The sequence below is a fragment of the Rossellomorea sp. DUT-2 genome, from assembly GCF_052665285.1.
The window spans coordinates 364,876-383,113 of sequence record NZ_JBQPEO010000003.1; the positions used below are offsets into that span (position 1 = coordinate 364,876).

Here is an 18,238-nt window from a genome sequence, read left to right on the forward strand (position 1 = left end):
CTGATTGAGGCGATTCGCTGATATATGGATGTGAATTATTATGATGGAGCGGAGTGGTGGTGTGACTCTAGTATATTGGCCGATCCAGGATTATTTTTTTCACCTAAGAGGCCATTTTTACTGAGAAATTGATAACAATAATGCAAGCATTTCAAAAGGAGTACATAACATGGGGTCAAATCCAGGTGTAGAAACCGAAAAGAAAGTAGTTTTTACTATATTGGGCATCTTTTGTTTGTGTGTCGCGGCATTCGTGATATATGGGGTCTATTGGGCTTTTTATGATATGGACAGGTTGCCGAAAGGGGAGTTCCTGATAGAAGAATCGTCCCCGGACGGGAAGTACACATTGCGGGCCTATGTGACGAATGGGGGAGCGACGACTGCCTATGCTGTCAGGGGTGAGTTAGTCTATAACGAAAAAGAGGGCAAGAGGAAAAATATCTATTGGAATTACCGAGAAGAGACGGCAGAGATTACGTGGACAGATGAGGATACGGTTGTGATCAATGAGGTGTCATTGGATGTGCCTGGTGAGGAGTTTGATTTTCGGCATCAATAGAGGTGTGGGAGTTCCAGAACGGTGATACATAATGTTGTAAATTCTTAATGGAGGAGGGAGCTTATGAAATTTGTTCTTGTATTTGGACCTCAGGCAGTTGGTAAAATGACAGTTGGACAAGAATTAGCTAAAATAACGGATTTGAAACTTTTCCATAATCACATGACGATTGACTTGGTCGCTCATTTCTTTGACTACGGGACGAAAGAAGGAAAGAGATTAGTCAGTCTGTTTCGTCGTGAGATATTTGAAGAAGCAGCAAAGAGTGATATGTATGGAATGATTTTCACTTACGTCTGGGCATTTGATATGCAAGAGGACTGGGATTATGTTAATGAAGTCTCCCGGTTGTTCGAGTCCAGGGGAGGCACGGTTTACTTTGTCGAGCTTGAGGCAGATTTAGAAGAAAGGCTTGAGAGAAATAAAAGTTCTAATCGACTTGAACATAAGCCGTCAAAGAGGGATATCGAATGGTCTGAAAATGATTTGAAGACGTCGATGGAGACCTACAGATTGAATTCTTTGGAAGGTGAAATAAAATATTCAAACTATATAAAGATCAACAATACAGACTTAAGTGAAGAAGAAGTGGCGAAGGTTATCAAAGGAAGATTCAACTTGTAATTTTGAAAATAGGCTTGGGTACCCAAGCTTTTTTTTGATTATTTCACGGCGTTCGTGGAATTTACATAAATGTATCTCCACGAAGTAATGATTGAGTTCATTGCTAGCCTTTGAAATAATGGTTTTAAGATAGTGGAAGAATGACAAAATCGTATACATGGAGGTCGAACATGAAAACAGTCATAGCATTCAGCGGTGGAAAGGATTCCACCCTGGCGATATATAAAATTCAACAAAATCCTGAGTACGAGATAGATTCCTTGCTCGTGACCCTGACGGAAGGTTTCGACCGGGTTTCGATTCATGGAGTCCGGCATGAGCTGTTGAAGAAGCAGTCGGAGTCGCTAGGGATTCCGCTTCGTGAAGTCTGGATCCCGCAGGAGTGTTCGAATGAGATGTATCAGGAAAGGATGGAGAGGGCGGTTTCAGATATGCTGGAGGACGGGATCACGCACATGGTCTACGGGGATATTCACCTTCAGGATGTTCGGGAGTATAGGGAGAAGATGCTTTCGGGAACGGGGATCACTCCGGTCTTTCCACTTTGGGATCGGCCTGTCGGGGAACTCGGCCGTGAATTCATTGACCTTGGGTTTCAAACCGTCATCACTTGTGTGGATATGGATCAATTGGATCGGTCTTTCGCAGGTAGAGTGTATGATGAGGCGTTCATAAAGGATTATCCTGAAGAGACTCATGATATCTGCGGGGAGAACGGGGAGTTTCACTCCTTTGTGTTTGATGGACCGAATTTCGGGTTTGCGATTGGGTACGAACTGGGGGAAGAGAGAGTCACCCAGGACATGGGAAGCGGACGGGATCGGTTCTTGTATAGGGATTTGGTGCCGGTTTAGAGCCTTTATAAAACTTCTTTTGGAGGGACGGACCTTCTGTTTCCTTGAAACAGAAGGTCCGTCCCTCACTTGTTAACAGGCAATAAACGAGTAGATATGTTAAAATTCAGTAGGTTAATAAGGTGAGGAAATCGATGCTACTTTGCTCATGATAGCTTTATTTATAGTTATTCGTGAAGAAATCGGGAGAGGCTTTTAAGTAATACATAAGAGGTCCGTCCCTCAAAACGAGGGACGGACCTCTAAAAATCTCAATTTCGGATGAGGTAGTCGAATGCGCCAAGTGCGGCGTTCGCGCCTGATCCCATGGAGATGATGATTTGGTTGTATGGGCCGTCTGTACAGTCTCCTGCGGCGAATACGCCAGGGACGTTGGTGGCACCATGTTTGTCCACGACGATTTCACCGAATTTCGTGCGTTCTACAAGGTCGCCGAGCCAGTCTGTGTTTGGAACGAGACCGATTTGGACGAACACTCCTTGCAGTTCGATGTGTTTCTCTTCGTGTGTATCGCGATCCGTGTAGGTAATTCCGTTTACTTTATCAGTACCGGTGATTTCCTGTGTCTGGACATTCGTAAGTACTGTCACGTTCGGCAGGCTGTGAAGACGCTTCTGCAGAACGTCATCCGCCTTCAGTTCAGGATTGAACTCAAGGACCGTTACGTGCTTGACGATTCCTGCAAGGTCGATGGCTGCTTCGATTCCGGAGTTTCCTCCACCGATGACAGCGACATCTTTGCCTTCGAACAGTGGTCCATCACAGTGAGGGCAGTACGCCACTCCTTTGTTCTTGAACTCCTGCTCACCAGGAACGCCGATGTTACGCCAGCGTGCACCTGTCGAGATGATCAGACTCTTACTCTTCAGGACCGCACCGTTTTCAAGCTCAAGCTCGACAAGGTCTTTTTTCTCAAGACGGCTTGCGCGCTGAAGGTTCATGACATCGATGCCATAGTCCTTCACATGCTCTTCAAGGCTTGCTACAAGCTTCGGACCTTCCGTTTGTTTCACGCTGATGAAGTTCTCGATGCTCATGGTATCAAGGACCTGACCTCCGAAGCGTTCCGCGACGATTCCTGTACGGATGCCTTTACGTGCAGCATAGATCGCGGCACTGGCTCCTGCAGGTCCGCCACCGACGACAAGGACGTCATACGGATCTTTGTCCGATAGCTCATCTGCGCCGGGACCTTCCACGATTTTAGATAGAATTTCTTCTAAAGTCGTGCGGCCGCCATTGAAGAATTCAGCATTCAGGTAGACAGCGGGAACAGCCATGACGTTCTTACGCTCCACTTCTTCCTTGAAGGCAGCTCCGTCAATCATCGTGTGCGTGATGTTCGGGTTCAGGACACTCATGATGTTCAGTGCCTGTACGACATCAGGACAGTTGTGACAGCTTAGGCTGACATACGTCTCGAAGTGGTGTTCGCCTTTGACGCTCTTGATCTGGTCAATGACGCTTTGATCCACTTTCGGTGCTCTGCCGCTCACTTGAAGGAGGGCAAGAACCAGTGACGTAAATTCATGTCCAAGAGGGATCCCGGCAAAAATGATACCGGTCTCCTCACCAGGACGATTCACGCTGAAGCTTGGTGTTCTTGTCAGTTCTGCTTTTTCAACACTGATGCGTGATGACATGGAAGAGAGCTCCTGGACAAGAGCCAGCATATCCTTCGAAATGTCATCGTCGCCTGCACTGACTTTCAGGACGATGTCGCCTTCCATCATTTGCAGGTATTGTTCTAATTGTGCTTTAATATCTGCTTCAAGCATGCTCAGCACTCCTTATAATTTACCAACTAGATCAAGGCTTGGCTTAAGAGTGTCGGAACCTTCCTGCCATTTAGCCGGGCACACTTCGCCTGGGTTGTTGCGCACATATTGTGCCGCCTTGATTTTGCTTACTAGAATGTCTGCATCGCGGCCGATTCCGCCTGCATTGATTTCAACTGCCTGGATGATACCATCCGGATCGATGATGAATGTTCCGCGGTCAGCAAGACCATCTTCTTCATTTAATACGTCGAAACCGCGAGTGATGCGCTGTGACGGGTCACCGATCATTGCATATTTGATTTTACCGATTTTTTCAGAGCTGTCGTGCCAGCCTTTATGTGTAAAATGAGTGTCCGTAGAAACAGAATATACTTCTACGCCAAGCTCTTTAAGAGTTTCATAGTTATTTTGAAGGTCTTCAAGTTCTGTCGGGCATACAAATGTGAAGTCTGCAGGGTAGAAGCAGAAAATGCTCCATTGACCTTTCAGGCTTTCGTCTGTAACAGTGATGAACTCACCATCTTTGAATGCTTCTGCTTTAAATGGTACGACTTGTGAACCGATTAATGACATAGTGTAAATTCCTCCTAGTAGTTTGTGTGATTGAGAATCATTAATAGATTATAATAATTCTAATTCGATATTTATTATTATATAAATACGTTTCTTTGTCAAGGGAAAAGATTGAGGTTCTGATAGAAAGGAAGATTTGAGTTGAAGAAACAATTGCTTGTCCTGCTTATGACGATTTTCACCCTGCTTCCCGTCCATATCTATGCGGGGTCGCCATTAGTGATCGGGGAAGGGGAAGCGGGTGGTTATCAGTACACGGTCTTAAAGGGGGAAGATGGGCTCATATGGAAAATCGGTTATCAAGATCATCTGGTGACGATTGACGAGAACGAGGGGAATCAAGATTATCTGGATCGTTTTCGAACGGCTGTGAATGAGCTTGGCGGTCATACATTCGGGCTCATTCTATCCATGTCATACCTTATTATTGTCTGCATAACCTCACTGGTCTTCTATAAAAAAACGAAACATATCCCCCGGGTAAGTGGGGTGATCATAGCCTGTTTGGCTCTTGGCGCGGTGTATTATGCGATTACGTCATTTATAGGAGTGCAGGCAGTTTTGGAGGATGTGGGATATTATTACGTCAGCTTGACTGATTGATGAAAGCCATCGGAGTGGAATTTATGAAGTGGTGCAGGATTAGATTCCTGCCTGTCGAATGAGAGCATAAAGAGAAATGCTCGCGAAAAATACATAAACAAAGAGGTGAAGATACATGTATTCTACAGAAACCCTGCCAAATTGGTTTTGGCTACTCTATTATTCTCTCATGCTATTAACGATCGCATCAGCCTTCTTCTCAATTAAAAAACAACAGGATATATGGAGGGCCATGATCACCATCTTTGTCACCCTTTCCATTCCGGTTGTCGGCTTTGTGAATGGAATTTATCGAGAGGGAAATCAGAATGAGTTTGAGCAATGGCTGAGCCACCTGGGAAAAGGGGAGTTATGGGCTCTTTATCTTATGTTCGGTTATATGTATGTGATCGTTTGGTGGGGGTCGTTGATTCGGAAGCGGAAGAACGCGGGAAGAGTGAGTAGACATGGATAAGGTTAGGCCCGGAGGCAAATTAGAAGGGGGATAACAATAAAATGGCATACATACTGCGGTACAACCTGTACCTTCTGGTTTTATATTTAATCATATTCTATTTTTCCATCAGTCGATTGAATCTGTTTGGAGGATTTACGCCTTTTATCAATCTGTTTACAATCCTCGTCCTGCTCGGTTTGGGAATCTATTACCCCAGATTCAGTAAAGGTATTGGTGAGGAGAAGGTGAGCAGGATAAAATTGATCTGGAGGACGTCGTTTTTGCTGCTATTATTTGCGGTTCAAATGACTATGCAATTGATTAATAGCAGCCTTCTTTATGTCATTGTCGTTATCACTTTGGTGCTGATAGTGATGGATTTCTGGAGAGTCCGGGGGCATAGCTCGAAATAATGCCCTGGGGCAAGTGATCTTTTTTAGTCTGAGATTTATAGTGGTAATGATTGATTTTTATCGATTACTTGCTGGTGGTCAAAGGGTGTCAACGTACTTGTTCCCATGACTTCCAAGACCATAGAAGCTGAAGATCAGATAAAGGATCTTCAGCTTTTTTTAAATGAAGGTGCTCACTGATTTTTAGGTGCCCCTGGAGGATAATAGTACGGTGGCACCTTTAGCCATCCTCTTTTGCGCATCGCTGTTTTCAGTTCCATCCCAAACACCATTTTTTCTGCCTGAAATCGTGCCCACATGAGACCAATATCATTGCGAATGCTTTGGCTCATGTTTGTCGCGCACATCACAATATTCGTGGCAATTTTAATGGAGATGAAGTTGGCGATTTCATCATCTGTCATTTTGGCCCCCAAGGGAACACTGTTGGGGTCGGATTTAGGTCTGGGTTCTGAGGTTTTCGAAAGGGGGATGCCTTCTTCTACCATAAATTGTTGAAGTATTTTCAATTGGTGTTCCCCAAGATCCTTTGATTTGTTAATGAGTTGGATCAATTCGTTGTCTGTCGTTGTATTCAAGGCAGCTTCAAGGACAGGTACTTCTTCTGCCAGGGCAGTGAAATAGATCCAACACCCCATCGCTTCACCGATATGTGGCGGTGTCTTTGCTTCCGTATCAAAGGTGGTCCGCAGGTAATCAAAAGCGGTTTCAAAGAGATTTTGCATGCATTGTCATCCTTTTTTTACTATCAGTGTTGCCAATTATTATCTTTTAATCGGTTGGTCTTCATTTGAGGGGATGAAAAATCGAGCCACGGTACCTGTCCCCTAGGCTCCCGGTTTACCAAATCACAAAATCGGCAACCCTTAGGACATATGTCCTTTCACAAAACGCCGTCCTCCTATTTAATAGAACAAAGAATAGGAGGTTGAACGATGAAAGGTGCTTTATTTGCGCTGCTTGGTGGACTTTGTATCACCATGCAGGGGATATTCAATGCAAGGATGAGTGACGCGATCGGCGGGTGGCATACGACTTCGATGGTTCATCTAGTGGCCTTTACGATTGCGATGACGATATATATGAAAGTAAGAGATGGAAAAGGGAAGAGCTTCAGGCAGGTGCCGTTCCTCTATTTGATCGGGGGATCCTTCGGTGTGATCGTGGTGTTCTCGGAACTGACGGCGATTCACATGATCGGTCCGGCATCGGCCATTGCGATCCTTCTCGTGGCACAGATCGGAACAGCATTCCTTATCGAGTCACGGGGATGGTTCGGGGAGAAGAAAATCCCGGTTACGCCGAGGCAGGCAATTGGCCTCTCGATGATGCTTGCAGGGGTCGTCCTTTTCCAATTGTAAAAGAAGGAGTCATACGATGAAAGAAATACAGAGTGTTGAACCAGACCATTATATAAAACAATTCGAGCTTGATGCGTTATTCCCGGCGGATTTCAGACAATATATCAAGATGTATTCCTTTGAAAAAGGGGACAATCTTTTTTCGACAGGGGAAGAGCTCGATGAACTATACTTCCTCATGGAGGGGAAAATCAAGATCTTCACCCATACACCGGAAGGGAAGCTGTTGATCAACCGGTTCAAGCGGCCCCTCGCCTTAATCGGGGATGTGGAATATGCGAAGGGTACGGCGGTTCTGAATTCCGTGGAAGCCGTCACGGACGGGGTGTTCCTATCGGTTCCGTTCACGGATCTCTCAAGACTTGAGAAACAGCATCCAGCGATCATGCGCTTTCTCTTTGATACAGTGGCCCACAAGTTTTACACGGAATCCCATATCACGAGCATGCACATGCTGTATCCCGTCGAAGTACGCCTGGCGAGCTATCTACTATCCATATCAGAAGCGGGAGAAGGGACCATGTTCCATCAGGAAATGCATACGTCCAATCTCATGGAGCTCGCAGAATGGATCGGAACCAGCTACCGTCACCTGAACCGGGTACTAAAGAAGATGGCAACCGATGACCTCATCGAACGGGTCAACGGGTCCATCACCATCAAAGATCTGGAAAAACTCAGCATCCTTACGAAAGGAAACATCTATGAATAAGGAGGATCTCATATGATCGGAATTGGACTAGCCGTCATGGCCGGAATCTTAATCAGTTTGCAAAATGTATTCAATGCACGAGTCAGTGAAAAAACAGGCCCATGGGCAACGACTAGCCTGGTCCTCGGCCTCGGTCTCGTCTGTTCACTGCCGGTGTTTTATACAATGGAAGATAAGAGCCTGCTGGACTTCAGCGGGGTCAATCCCGTCTTTCTGTTCAGCGGAGTATTCGGAGTCGGGATCGTGTTCTTCCTGATGAGGGGAGTCACGTTGATCGGCCCGGCGTATGCGATCTCGATCGCGCTCATTTCTCAAATCACCATCGCGTTTATCGTCAATACAGGAGGCTGGTTCGGCTTTGAACCGTCTGCATTGTCCTGGGAGAAGCTGCTTGGGATCGGATTGTTGATTGGCGGAGTGTTGGTGTATAAGTTGGAGAAGCGGACGGATGAGAAACAGGGTGTTGTTCGTGAACGTGAGAGAGTGGGGGCTTGAAGGGTTCCCACTTGAAAAATAGGTCTCTTCCCAGCCGGGGAGGGATCTTTTTTATTGGATAAGGGCGGCTGCATGAGGAAGGTTTTTTGGGGGGGGGAAATACTGCCCTTTGGGTTGAAATCATAATGGTTTTGCACAAATAGGGTTGAAAAGTGTCCTGTTGATGAGGCTTAAAAGTCATTTTAAGGCTGAATCTATTTCAAATAGGAGCCTTTATCGGATTTATGACCGGTTTTTCGCTTCTTATGACCCACAATAAAAATATATGATCCGCTTTCGGAGACTTATGATCCGAAAATTTGATTTATGAATCAGAATTTCATTTTATGATCGCTTTGTCGAAAAACCTCTCCCTATTAAGAGGGGCTCTACTGTTTTCATAGGTAAGACCATAATGTGCAAAAAAAACACGCCCCATCTCAACAAGGAAGAGGCGTGTTTCATCTATCTTCTATTGTCTCAAATCAAACCGATCCGCATCCATCACTTTCACCCAGGCGGCAACAAAGTCACGGACAAATTTCTCTTGATTGTCATCCTGCGCATATACTTCTGCAAGTGCACGAAGGACAGAGTTGGAACCGAACACCAGGTCAAAGCGTGATGCCGTGCGCACCACTTCACCCGTTTGACGATCGCGGCCCTCATACTGATTGAAGCCTGCCGGTTTCCATTCAATGCCCATATCCAACAGGTTCACGAAGAAGTCATTGTTCAGCGTACCGACGCGATCTGTGAATACGCCGTGTTTCGTATCACCGTGGTTGGCGCCAAGGGCACGCATACCACCAAGAAGGACGGTCATTTCCGGTGCCGTCAGTCCTAACAATTGTGATTTATCGACAAGCATTTCTTCCGGGCTGACAGCGTATTCCTGCTTCTGGTAGTTACGGAATCCGTCTGACACGGGCTCCAGTACTCCGAAGTTTTCAGCGTCAGTCTGCTCGGCCGTTGCATCGCCGCGTCCAGGAGAGAATGGAACGGTTACCTCGAAGCCTGCGTCACGAGCGGCTTTTTCGATGGCTGCGTTTCCGCCGAGTACAATCAAATCAGCGAGGCTGACTTTTTTATCAAGCTTGCTTTGAAGGTCTTCGTAAACACCCAGGACTTTTTCAAGCTGCTGTGGTTCGTTCACTTCCCAGTTTTTCTGAGGAGCAAGACGGATGCGTGCACCGTTCGCACCTCCGCGCATGTCGGAACCGCGATACGTGCTTGCGGATGCCCAAGCGGTTTTCACCAGTTCGCTTACAGATAAGCCTGTGTCCAGGATTTTTTCTTTTAAAGTAGCCACTTCGCTATCCGATAAGTCATAGTCCACCGCAGGAACCGGATCCTGCCAGATCAATTCTTCTTCCGGAACCTCTGGACCCCAGTATCTTGCTTTCGGACCCATGTCGCGGTGAAGGAGCTTGAACCAGGCACGGGAGAAGGCATCGGCGAATTCTTCCGGATTCTCGTGGAAACGACGGGAAATCTTTTCGTAGTCAGGATCCATACGCAACGCCATATCGGCCGTCGTCATCATCGTCTTCACTTTGATCGATGGATCTTCTGCGTCCGGTGCCATATGTTCTTCCGTCATGCCGACCGGTGCCCATTGGGAAGCGCCTGCCGCACTCTTCGTTTTCTCCCACTCATAGCCGAATAAAAGATCAAAGTAGCCGTTATCCCATTTTGTCGGATTCGTCGTCCAGGCACCATCGACACCACTTGAAATCGTGTCGCGGCCTTTCCCGCTTCCGTGTGAGCTGAGCCAGCCGAATCCTTGATTTTCAATTTCCGCAGCTTCCGGATCGTCACCGACAAGATCAGCGTCACCGGCTCCGTGGGCCTTACCGAACGTGTGACCGCCGGCGACAAGGGCTACCGTTTCATAGTCGTTCATCCCCATGCGTCCGAACGTATCGCGGATATCACGGGCACTTCCCAGTGGATCCGGTTCACCATTCGGGCCTTCGGGATTGACGTAGATCAGACCCATCTGGACGGCAGCGAGTGGATTTTCAAGCTCACGGTCGCCGGAATAGCGGTTATCGGCAAGCCATTCCTTTTCATTACCCCAATACACGTCTTCCTCAGGATGCCAGATATCTTCGCGTCCTGCACCGAATCCGAACGTCTTCAAGCCCATGGATTCAAGGGCGACGTTACCGGTTAATACAAGCAGGTCCGCCCATGAAATCTTATTCCCATACTTTTGCTTGATTGGCCATAGCAGACGGCGGGCTTTATCCAGATTGACGTTATCCGGCCAGCTGTTAAGCGGGGCAAAGCGCTGTGAACCTGACGAACCGCCTCCGCGTCCGTCCGTCTCCCGGTATGTACCTGCTGCGTGCCAAGACATCCGGATGAAGAATGGACCGTAATGACCGTAGTCTGCTGGCCACCAGTCCTGGCTGTCTGTCATCAGATTGTGAAGATCCTGCTTCAAGGCATCATAATCCAGCTTCGAGAATTCTTCCTTATAATTGAAGTTCTCCCCCATTGGGTTCGATTTCGTGTCATGCTGGCGAAGGATGTTCAAGTTCAGCATGTTCGGCCACCAGTGTTTATTCGTCGTACCCCCAGGAGCTGTCGTCGTCGTGATGGCACTATCCTTATGATGGGTGACAGGGCACTGGCCCGATGCTGCTGAGTGATCCTTTTGGTCTGGGCGATGATTATTTTCCATTACGATTCACCTTCCTGTTTTCAAAGATTAGAGTGAAGAAACTACCACGATTAAAAGTGTGATAATTATAATAATTCTTAATTATCATTATAATAGATTAGAATTTTTATTGAAAGCTTGAAGCTTCCAAGGATGGTGAATTTTAACATAGTATTCACAAATGGAGATTCAAGCATTCATTTAAATACTGAATGGCCATCATCCCTGAAAAAAGGAAATAGTGCTGAGCAAAGAGAATATGTCCTTATAACTAAACATCTTCTATTAATAGAGGGAGGAGGATCCATTTTGACCAACAAAGAAAACAAAGTAGCATCAGCTCTTAAAGTTGTGGGTTTTTTCGTCATCGCAATCGGTATCATTTCTGGCAGTTTATTTTATGGACAGAATGACGAATTTGTTCAGCCTAGTCCCCTACAGGCAATGCTGGGGTTCGCTTTGATGATAAACGGAATCGTGTGGGGGATTGTGTTTTTCGGTTTTTCCGAAATCATCAAGCTTCTTCAAGGGATCTTCAACCAGCGGGAACCCTCCACATCGCAAACGTCCAAACCGGCTCCTCCAGAAGCGCTGCTAGAAGTCGAAGTATCCCCTCATGATCGAAGGGAAATTGAAATGTTTTATGCTGACAAGGGATGGACTGTGGAAGACATAGCGAGAACAGACCGGGAAGACTTCTACCTGGTGACGGTTAATGGAAAGAAAGAGTTGGTGGAGTTAGGCGGGTTTAAGCCGATAGTCCATCCTTATTAAGAAAAAAGGGGAATTAAGACAAACTTGTCAAATCTATTCATAAGCACGCTATATTAGGAGATCATCCCATTTGAGTATCCCTTTCGAAGTAAAAAGAAACTTTCCTGTTTCCAAAGAAGAAGCATATAGCAGTCTAGTAGACCTTGATGCTGCCAACCACTGGATGCAAGGGTTGGTAGGAATAGAGCGGATGAATGAAGGACCACTCCGTGAAGGCAGTCAATGGGGGAAACGAGGAAGATGTTCGGCAAAGAGGCTTCGGAACATTTTGAGGTAGTGGAGCTTAAAGGATCTAATTAGATTGTGTGGCGATGCTACGGTACGAAAAGGACGACAGGTAAAGAGGAATTTGTATTTACCTATTTGCTGGCCTCATCAGGGGATCAAACTGAAGTGACGTTACTCGGTGAAATCAGAGGATTGACCGGCCTGTCGAAATGGTTCGGTAAATTAATGGCAGGCGTCTTTAAGAAAGCTTGCGCAAAGGATTTGGATTCCTTGAGAGATTATTTGGAAAAAAATAAAGTGGCTAGCTCCTGACAGTGCAAATCGGAAATGGTATAATCTTTTAGTAGGAAAGTTAGCGTTAAAAGCAGTCTGTAGTTTTAATCTCGTACATTTTATTATAATGATAAAACCTTTTTAGGAAGTGGATTTTTATAGAGTCAGCTCTATTTTCGCCACACAATGTCTATTGACCATTGTGTGGTTTTTTTATGTGTAAAAAGGGGGAGAAAAATGAAATCGTGGCAATATGCATTGATTGTTTTTTTGGGTGGATGCTGTTATGGGATCTTATCCACATTTGTCAAACTTGCTTATTCAGCAGGTTTTTCAGTAACAGAGGTGACAGGTGGCCAATATTTATTTGGAGCTTTGCTTACCTGGATGCTGGTTCTTTTTACAAAAAAGAAAAGAATACCTTTCAATCAAGCTTTTAAACTATTATTATCTGGAATTCCATTTGGATTGACAGGTGTGTTCTATTACCAGGCGCTGCAGACACTGAATGCTTCGCTTGCCATCATTTTTCTATTTCAATTTGTTTGGATTGGCACGTTATTCGAGTGGATCTTATATAAAGAAAAGCCAACTAAAGGTAAAATCATCTCAATTGGCATATTAATAATCGGCTCCATATTAGCTGCTGGTGCAGTTGCAAAGAGTGAAGTCGTTCTATCCATGCAAGGGACTGTCTGGGGATTACTATCTGCTTTGACGTTTACCACTTTTATCTCACTGAGCAGTTCTGTGGGAAAAGATTCTCCACCCGTCTTGAAAAGTGCCTTCCTTTCAACAGGTGGTTTAATTGTCGTATTTTTAATTTTTCCACCGGCGTTTTTGTTTGATTTACCTACTTTGACGGGGGTCGCACAATATGGTTTATTGCTCGGCTTCTTTGGCGTAGCTTTACCACCACTTTTATTTTCAATCGGCATGCCCCATGTTGGACCAGGACTTGGTACGATCTTAACCGCTTCTGAACTTCCAGTGGCTGTAACCATGTCCGCTCTAATATTAGCCGAAGCAGTCAGTTTTTCACAATGGATGGGAGTTGTCATCATTTTATGTGGAATCGTGATCGGCAATTTAAAACTGAAAGGTAGAATGAAATCCATGTCGTAATGGATAGTACAATAATAAAAAAAGAAAAAGGTCCGTCCCTCATCGCGGTAAAGTTTTACAGTGATGAGGGACGGACCTTTTATTTTCTTTTGATTTAGGGGGAGTTTAATGCAATGTAAGGAAATTGTAACCGTTACTCTAATCATAAATGGTTAAAGACAGAGTTAAAAGAGAATGCCACAGGTGTAGTACTGGCTCAATTCCATTTGGAGTTGTGTTTAATTCAGTTTTTCCTATACGTTTTCTTTTCCAATCAGAATGCAACATTTATTTCTTAGAGATTGACCTTATTTCGCTGCCCATTATCGATAATTCGGTTGTCAGGTACGGAGGGAGTATTAAGGGTTGTATCCATACTGTCAGCGGTCAGTTCAATCACAGGGCCGTTGTGCGGGATAGATGACACATCCCAAATCATTCCATCAAAATAGTTGAACTGTCCAGTGACTTTCATGATTTTGGTTGTTATGGATGTGGGTTGAATTTGGAGGTTTTTAAAGTGATTCCCACTGATTTCATATGGGATTGTAGAGCTGCTAGTCATGGTGATCATTTCAATACAATCATCCAGTGACAAGCTGAGAAATCGGTTCGCATTGATCCAGGCAAATCCAGTAGAGGGCCGGTTGGCGACCAGCTTTAAACCAATTTTCATTCCAGCTATTTTGATATTTTCAAAATGAACGAAAGAGATTTCATGGCCAGCACCGCCGGAGAATAATGACAAGCCGATCCCTTTGTGACTACTGTGCCAGTTGACAATATTTATATCTTTTATCTGGGTCCGGTGCCAGGTATTGTAATATTTGTATTTCCCATTTAAGAAGATAACCTCTGAATTAAATGCCGGGTCATTGATAGCAATATATGCTCCTTCCAGTGAGGCGTTTTGTTGAATTTCTAATACCCGAAAGTTCCCCTCGACGATAAACTTCGTTCCATAATCGAACAGTAATTTGACGCCTTGCTTAATAACGATTGGTGCTGTAATTAAATAATTTTTATTTCCCAACTTTACGGTCTTTCCGTTATTGTTTCTAGCATAGTCAATGGCAGTCTGTATTTTAAGGGAGTCATTCGCACCGCTGAAGTTTTCCACATAGATGTCTTCATTCATCATTTGTTCCTACTTTCCTATGTTTAGCATGGTTCCATGAGAATCATCACAAATGTAATGCTTGTCTTTTATCTTATTCTATGAAAATACCAATTGTTCCAAAATTTTTTACTTTCATTTGCTTGATTCCCTTCTGGATTAATCGTCACGTATTTTTCTTTCGGGAACATCAACCTATTCTCAAAGTGTCAGAACGGGTTGATCACAGTTACATGAAAAAATAGGGGATAATTTTAAAAAACACTTTCTAATAAACTGAAAATCTGTTAATATACATGCAAGCTTAAGTTCTTTATAATGAACAGTAATCAGTGAAATTCATTGAATACTATTTAGGAGGTGATGGTTTTGTCGATAGAAGTCGATAAATCCAGTGTTATTAGAGGTAATTCTATGAATGATGATTCGTTCTTTATAGAAAACAATTCTTTGTCATCTACTATATATCTCATGGTCCGAAGATTATTTGATATTGTTCTCGCTATTGCTGGTTTAGTAGTAGCTTTTCCGCTTTTGGTTATTTTTTCTATAGCTATAAAATTGGATACGAAAGGTACGGTGTTATATCGACAAGAGAGGGTAGGGGTGAAAGGAAAATATTTTCTGTTGCTAAAGCTCCGCACTATGGAAATGGATGCCGAGAAAGATGGACCGAGATGGGCAGGCACCAATGACCCACGGGTAACCAGAATCGGCAGGTATCTTCGAAAGAAAAGGTTCGATGAGCTTCCACAACTAATCAATGTGTTAAAAGGGGATATGAGTATAATTGGCCCAAGACCGGAACGCCCTGTCTTTACCGAGATTTTCAATCAGAAAACACCTGGATTTATCAAGCGATTGTCCATCAAGCCAGGGTTGACAGGATGGGCCCAGGTAAACGGAGGATATGATATTACCCCTGAAGAAAAACTCGCTTACGATTTAGAGTATATTCATAAGAGAAATTTTTTCCTCGATGTAAAAATACTTCTTTTGACTTTCAAAGTTGTGATGACTGGTGAAGGTGCTAGATAAATGAGTAGGAGGAACATTAATGAACGTAATGTATATGTCTTCCAGGCCACCATACCCACCACATAAAGGGGACCAGCTGATTGCGTGGGAACAGATCAAGCAACTAAAAGCAAATGGCTACCAAGTTCATCTGATTACATTTGTAAAATCGGAGCAAGAAAGGGAGCTCGTTAGGGATAAACTTGCCCCTTACTGTAAGGAGGTCTTTCTATTTACTGCCCATCCATTACAAAGCCTGCTCAGGTCGTTAAAAACGATATATAATTTAAAACCGATTCAAGTCAACCTATTTTTTTATCCTAACGTAAAAGAACGTGTGATGGATATTTATAAAAGGATTAACCCGGAAATTATTCACGTCCAGACTGCCAGGGTTGCCGAGTATTTCATCGATGCCAATGTCCCGAAATGTATCGATATGATTGATGCTCTGTCACTGAATATGGAGCGGCGTGCCAAAACGGAAAGCAATTGGCTAAAGCCGTTATTCCAGTTGGAGTCACAACTGATGAGACGATATGAGAAAGAGATATTGAAGAAATTTGACCGGGCAATGATCGTTTCAGAAAGTGATAAAAAATACTTAAGTAACGGACATATTGTCGTAAATCCAAATGGAACCTCTATCACGAAACAGCATTTGTCCCACTATCCTGACACTACAAAGAAAAAAATCATTCTCTTTCATGGAAACATGCAATACTATCCAAATGTCGAAGCTGTTGTTGACTTTGTAAAAGAGGTTTGGCCACATATTCATCATGCATACCCGGATTACCAATTTTATATTGTAGGAAAAGATCCTGTAAAGAAAGTGACAGCTTTGCATGGCAAAGATAACGTGGTGGTTACAGGGTTCGTTGAAGATATATGTAGTCGACTACTACAGGCGCAAATTGGTATTTATCCAATGAAATCAGGTACAGGAATGCAAAACAAAATTGTGGAATCGATGGCGTGCGGACTTCCGACAATCGCTTATCCAATAGCTTTGCAGGGGATTTCAGGAAGGAGAGGGGATGAGCTGATTTGCGCGGGAAGTAAAGAAGAGATAATTGCCGCTGTTAAGGGTCTGATTGAAAGTCCAGAATTACGAGAGCATTATGCCGTTACAGGCCAAGCTTTTGTCCAAAGAAATTACTCCTGGGAACATAACTGTTCCAGGTTAGTCCAAACCTGGAAGGATGCCGTTATGCATAGAGATCCTAAATCATCGGAAAAAATGCTGCAAATGCTCGTTCATTAGTGAAAGAGGGTGATTAAATGCGGATTGTATTGTTATCAGGAGGTTCAGGAAAGCGGCTATGGCCGCTTTCCAACGATGCTAGGTCCAAGCAATTTCTAAAAGTACTGAAAAATGAAAATGGAAAAATGGAGTCAATGGTTCAGCGTGTATGGAGGCAGCTCAGGAAAGTTAACCTTGCTGATCAGGCAATTGTCACAACAAGCAGTTCTCAGGTAGAAATGCTCCATTCACAGCTCGGTCCGAATATTCCCGTAGTTGTCGAGCCAGAGCGGAAGGATACGTTTCCTGCAATCGCATTAGTAGCCGCGTATCTTTATTCCGTGGAAAGATGTAGCCTGGATGAGGTCATAGGAGTACTGCCTGTTGATCCATTCGTGGAAGACCATTTTTTTGAAACCGTAATCGAGCTTGAACGTGCGCTGCACGAAAGTGGTGCTGATTTAGCTCTCTTGGGAGTAACACCGACCTACCCAGCTGAAAAGTATGGGTATATTGTTCCGGAAAGTGGAATGCCAGCCAACTTTATTAAAGTAAGCAAGTTTTGTGAAAAGCCGAATGAGACAACAGCAAAAAAGCTGATTCATCAGCGTGCACTTTGGAATTGTGGTGTGTTTAGTTTCCGGCTGGGTTATATTATTCAACTGCTCAAAAGTAAAAATATCCCAGTACAATACGATGCTTTACTGAAATATTACGGTCAGCTCAAATCCAATAGCTTTGATTATGAAATAGTTGAAAAGGCGAGCAATATCATCGCCATTCCATATTCAGGTTACTGGAAAGATCTTGGAACGTGGAACACCCTGACGGATGAAATGAAAACCCCGGTAATCGGAAATGGGGTCATAAGTAATGATGTAATGAAATCTTGTATCGTGAATGAACTGGAAATTCCCATCATATTGATTGGAGTGGAGAATATCGTGGTGGCTGCAAGCCCGGATGGATTGTTGGTGACGGATAAAAAGAGCAGCCACAAAATCAAGGAGTATGTTACCCATTTCCAAGATGGTCCGATGTATGAAGAGTACTGGTGGGGATGGAGCAGGGTTCTTGAGTATAGCAAAAAGGAAGTAGGGACAGAAACACTTACAGAAAAAGTTCATGTGACCGCCGGCAGGAATTTACATGAACAGGGTCAAGGGGACCGGGAAGTGTGGACGGTGACGGCGGGTGAAGGAACATTGGTCTTGAATGATGAATTCTCGAAAGTCGGCGCTGGTACCACCCTTACGATTCCAGCAGGGAAAACTTATTCCTGGAAGGCGGGAAGTGATATGGAAATGATCGTCATCCGGAGTGGGGAACACTTGATGGAACATCGAAGAAAAAACAACAGTTTTGAGGTGGACACGAAGAAGCAAGTGTATTCGAAGTACTCATAGGCGGGGAAT

Annotated in this window: 20 protein-coding genes and 1 pseudogene; 16 read left to right on the forward strand and 5 right to left on the reverse strand. The window is 44.3% G+C overall.

Annotated elements, in window-relative coordinates:
* Positions 1 to 169: 169 nt before the first annotated feature.
* From ACOSV2_RS12640 to ACOSV2_RS12650, 3 genes are all read left to right on the forward strand, one after another.
* Positions 170 to 562 (forward strand): DUF5412 domain-containing protein, encoded by a 393-nt coding sequence (locus ACOSV2_RS12640; RefSeq protein ID WP_428975385.1) that lies wholly within the window; start codon positions 170 to 172, stop codon positions 560 to 562.
* Positions 563 to 625: 63 nt separating this feature from the next.
* Positions 626 to 1,186 (forward strand): AAA family ATPase, encoded by a 561-nt coding sequence (locus ACOSV2_RS12645; protein WP_428975386.1) that lies wholly within the window; start codon positions 626 to 628, stop codon positions 1,184 to 1,186.
* Between the two features lie 170 nt (positions 1,187 to 1,356).
* Positions 1,357 to 2,040 (forward strand): Dph6-related ATP pyrophosphatase, encoded by a 684-nt coding sequence (locus ACOSV2_RS12650; protein WP_428975387.1) that lies wholly within the window; start codon positions 1,357 to 1,359, stop codon positions 2,038 to 2,040.
* Positions 2,041 to 2,291: 251 nt separating this feature from the next.
* Here ACOSV2_RS12650 and ahpF read toward each other — a convergent pair whose 3' ends face one another.
* Positions 2,292 to 3,818: an alkyl hydroperoxide reductase subunit F gene (ahpF, locus tag ACOSV2_RS12655; protein WP_428975388.1), complete on the reverse strand. Its 1,527-nt coding sequence runs from the start codon at positions 3,816 to 3,818 to the stop codon at positions 2,292 to 2,294.
* Positions 3,819 to 3,830: 12 nt separating this feature from the next.
* Complete coding sequence (gene ahpC, locus ACOSV2_RS12660) at positions 3,831 to 4,394, reverse strand: alkyl hydroperoxide reductase subunit C (RefSeq protein ID WP_397554154.1); 564 nt, start codon at positions 4,392 to 4,394, stop codon at positions 3,831 to 3,833.
* Positions 4,395 to 4,535: 141 nt separating this feature from the next.
* On the opposite strand from ahpC, the gene ACOSV2_RS12665 reads away from it, so the two are divergent.
* The 3 genes from ACOSV2_RS12665 to ACOSV2_RS12675 all read left to right on the forward strand — a co-directional run bounded on the left by ACOSV2_RS12665 (position 4,536) and on the right by ACOSV2_RS12675 (position 5,846).
* Positions 4,536 to 4,997 carry a hypothetical protein gene (locus ACOSV2_RS12665; RefSeq protein WP_428975389.1) on the forward strand — a complete coding sequence of 154 codons (462 nt, stop codon included), beginning with the start codon at positions 4,536 to 4,538 and terminating at the stop codon, positions 4,995 to 4,997.
* Between the two features lie 115 nt (positions 4,998 to 5,112).
* Positions 5,113 to 5,451 (forward strand): hypothetical protein, encoded by a 339-nt coding sequence (locus ACOSV2_RS12670; RefSeq protein WP_428975390.1) that lies wholly within the window; start codon positions 5,113 to 5,115, stop codon positions 5,449 to 5,451.
* 41 nt (positions 5,452 to 5,492) lie between these two features.
* Complete coding sequence (locus ACOSV2_RS12675; RefSeq protein ID WP_428975391.1) at positions 5,493 to 5,846, forward strand: hypothetical protein; 354 nt, start codon at positions 5,493 to 5,495, stop codon at positions 5,844 to 5,846.
* A 173-nt stretch (positions 5,847 to 6,019) separates the two neighbouring features.
* Here ACOSV2_RS12675 and ACOSV2_RS12680 read toward each other — a convergent pair whose 3' ends face one another.
* Positions 6,020 to 6,571 (reverse strand): DUF3231 family protein, encoded by a 552-nt coding sequence (locus tag ACOSV2_RS12680; RefSeq protein WP_428975392.1) that lies wholly within the window; start codon positions 6,569 to 6,571, stop codon positions 6,020 to 6,022.
* Positions 6,572 to 6,781: 210 nt separating this feature from the next.
* Here ACOSV2_RS12680 and ACOSV2_RS12685 point away from each other — a divergent pair, with 210 nt between their 5' ends.
* The 3 genes from ACOSV2_RS12685 to ACOSV2_RS12695 are packed head-to-tail and all read left to right on the forward strand — an operon-like array spanning position 6,782 to position 8,414.
* A complete protein-coding gene (locus ACOSV2_RS12685) occupies positions 6,782 to 7,207 on the forward strand; it encodes a DMT family transporter (protein WP_428975393.1) in 426 nt (141 codons plus the stop codon).
* 16 nt (positions 7,208 to 7,223) lie between these two features.
* Positions 7,224 to 7,919, forward strand: a complete 696-nt coding sequence (locus ACOSV2_RS12690; protein ID WP_428975394.1) for a Crp/Fnr family transcriptional regulator — start codon at positions 7,224 to 7,226, stop codon at positions 7,917 to 7,919.
* Positions 7,920 to 7,931: 12 nt separating this feature from the next.
* On the forward strand, positions 7,932 to 8,414 hold the full coding sequence (locus ACOSV2_RS12695; RefSeq protein ID WP_428975395.1) for a DMT family transporter: 483 nt from the start codon (positions 7,932 to 7,934) through the stop codon (positions 8,412 to 8,414).
* 451 nt (positions 8,415 to 8,865) lie between these two features.
* Here the strand turns inward: ACOSV2_RS12695 and katG are convergent, their stop codons facing one another.
* The gene (gene katG / locus ACOSV2_RS12700) at positions 8,866 to 11,085 is read right to left on the reverse strand and encodes a catalase/peroxidase HPI (RefSeq protein ID WP_428975396.1); all 2,220 of its coding nucleotides are present in this window, start codon (positions 11,083 to 11,085) and stop codon (positions 8,866 to 8,868) included.
* Between the two features lie 288 nt (positions 11,086 to 11,373).
* On the opposite strand from katG, the gene ACOSV2_RS12705 reads away from it, so the two are divergent.
* The 4 genes from ACOSV2_RS12705 (at position 11,374) to ACOSV2_RS12720 (ending at position 13,464) form a co-directional block, all read left to right on the forward strand.
* The gene (locus tag ACOSV2_RS12705; protein WP_428975397.1) at positions 11,374 to 11,838 is read left to right on the forward strand and encodes a hypothetical protein; all 465 of its coding nucleotides are present in this window, start codon (positions 11,374 to 11,376) and stop codon (positions 11,836 to 11,838) included.
* Positions 11,839 to 11,908: 70 nt separating this feature from the next.
* Positions 11,909 to 12,115 carry a hypothetical protein gene (locus ACOSV2_RS12710; RefSeq protein WP_428975398.1) on the forward strand — a complete coding sequence of 69 codons (207 nt, stop codon included), beginning with the start codon at positions 11,909 to 11,911 and terminating at the stop codon, positions 12,113 to 12,115.
* Between the two features lie 26 nt (positions 12,116 to 12,141).
* Positions 12,142 to 12,378 (forward strand): SRPBCC family protein, encoded by a 237-nt coding sequence (locus ACOSV2_RS12715; RefSeq protein ID WP_428975399.1) that lies wholly within the window; start codon positions 12,142 to 12,144, stop codon positions 12,376 to 12,378.
* 198 nt (positions 12,379 to 12,576) lie between these two features.
* Positions 12,577 to 13,464, forward strand: coding sequence for an EamA family transporter (locus tag ACOSV2_RS12720; RefSeq protein WP_428975400.1), 888 nt, complete (start codon positions 12,577 to 12,579; stop codon positions 13,462 to 13,464).
* 274 nt (positions 13,465 to 13,738) lie between these two features.
* On the opposite strand, the pseudogene ACOSV2_RS12725 reads toward ACOSV2_RS12720, so the two are convergent.
* Positions 13,739 to 14,578: pseudogene (locus tag ACOSV2_RS12725) on the reverse strand (hypothetical protein); the annotation flags it as partial.
* Between the two features lie 396 nt (positions 14,579 to 14,974).
* On the opposite strand from ACOSV2_RS12725, the gene ACOSV2_RS12730 reads away from it, so the two are divergent.
* Genes ACOSV2_RS12730 through ACOSV2_RS12740 form a run of 3 tightly spaced genes read left to right on the forward strand, consistent with a single transcriptional unit; the run spans position 14,975 to position 18,229 of the window.
* Positions 14,975 to 15,598 carry a sugar transferase gene (locus ACOSV2_RS12730; protein ID WP_428975887.1) on the forward strand — a complete coding sequence of 208 codons (624 nt, stop codon included), beginning with the start codon at positions 14,975 to 14,977 and terminating at the stop codon, positions 15,596 to 15,598.
* A 19-nt stretch (positions 15,599 to 15,617) separates the two neighbouring features.
* Positions 15,618 to 16,844: a glycosyltransferase family 4 protein gene (locus ACOSV2_RS12735; RefSeq protein ID WP_428975401.1), complete on the forward strand. Its 1,227-nt coding sequence runs from the start codon at positions 15,618 to 15,620 to the stop codon at positions 16,842 to 16,844.
* A gap of 17 nt (positions 16,845 to 16,861) precedes the next feature.
* Entirely contained in the window at positions 16,862 to 18,229 is a 1,368-nt protein-coding gene (locus tag ACOSV2_RS12740; RefSeq protein WP_428975402.1) for a sugar phosphate nucleotidyltransferase, read from the forward strand.
* Positions 18,230 to 18,238 lie beyond the last annotated feature (9 nt).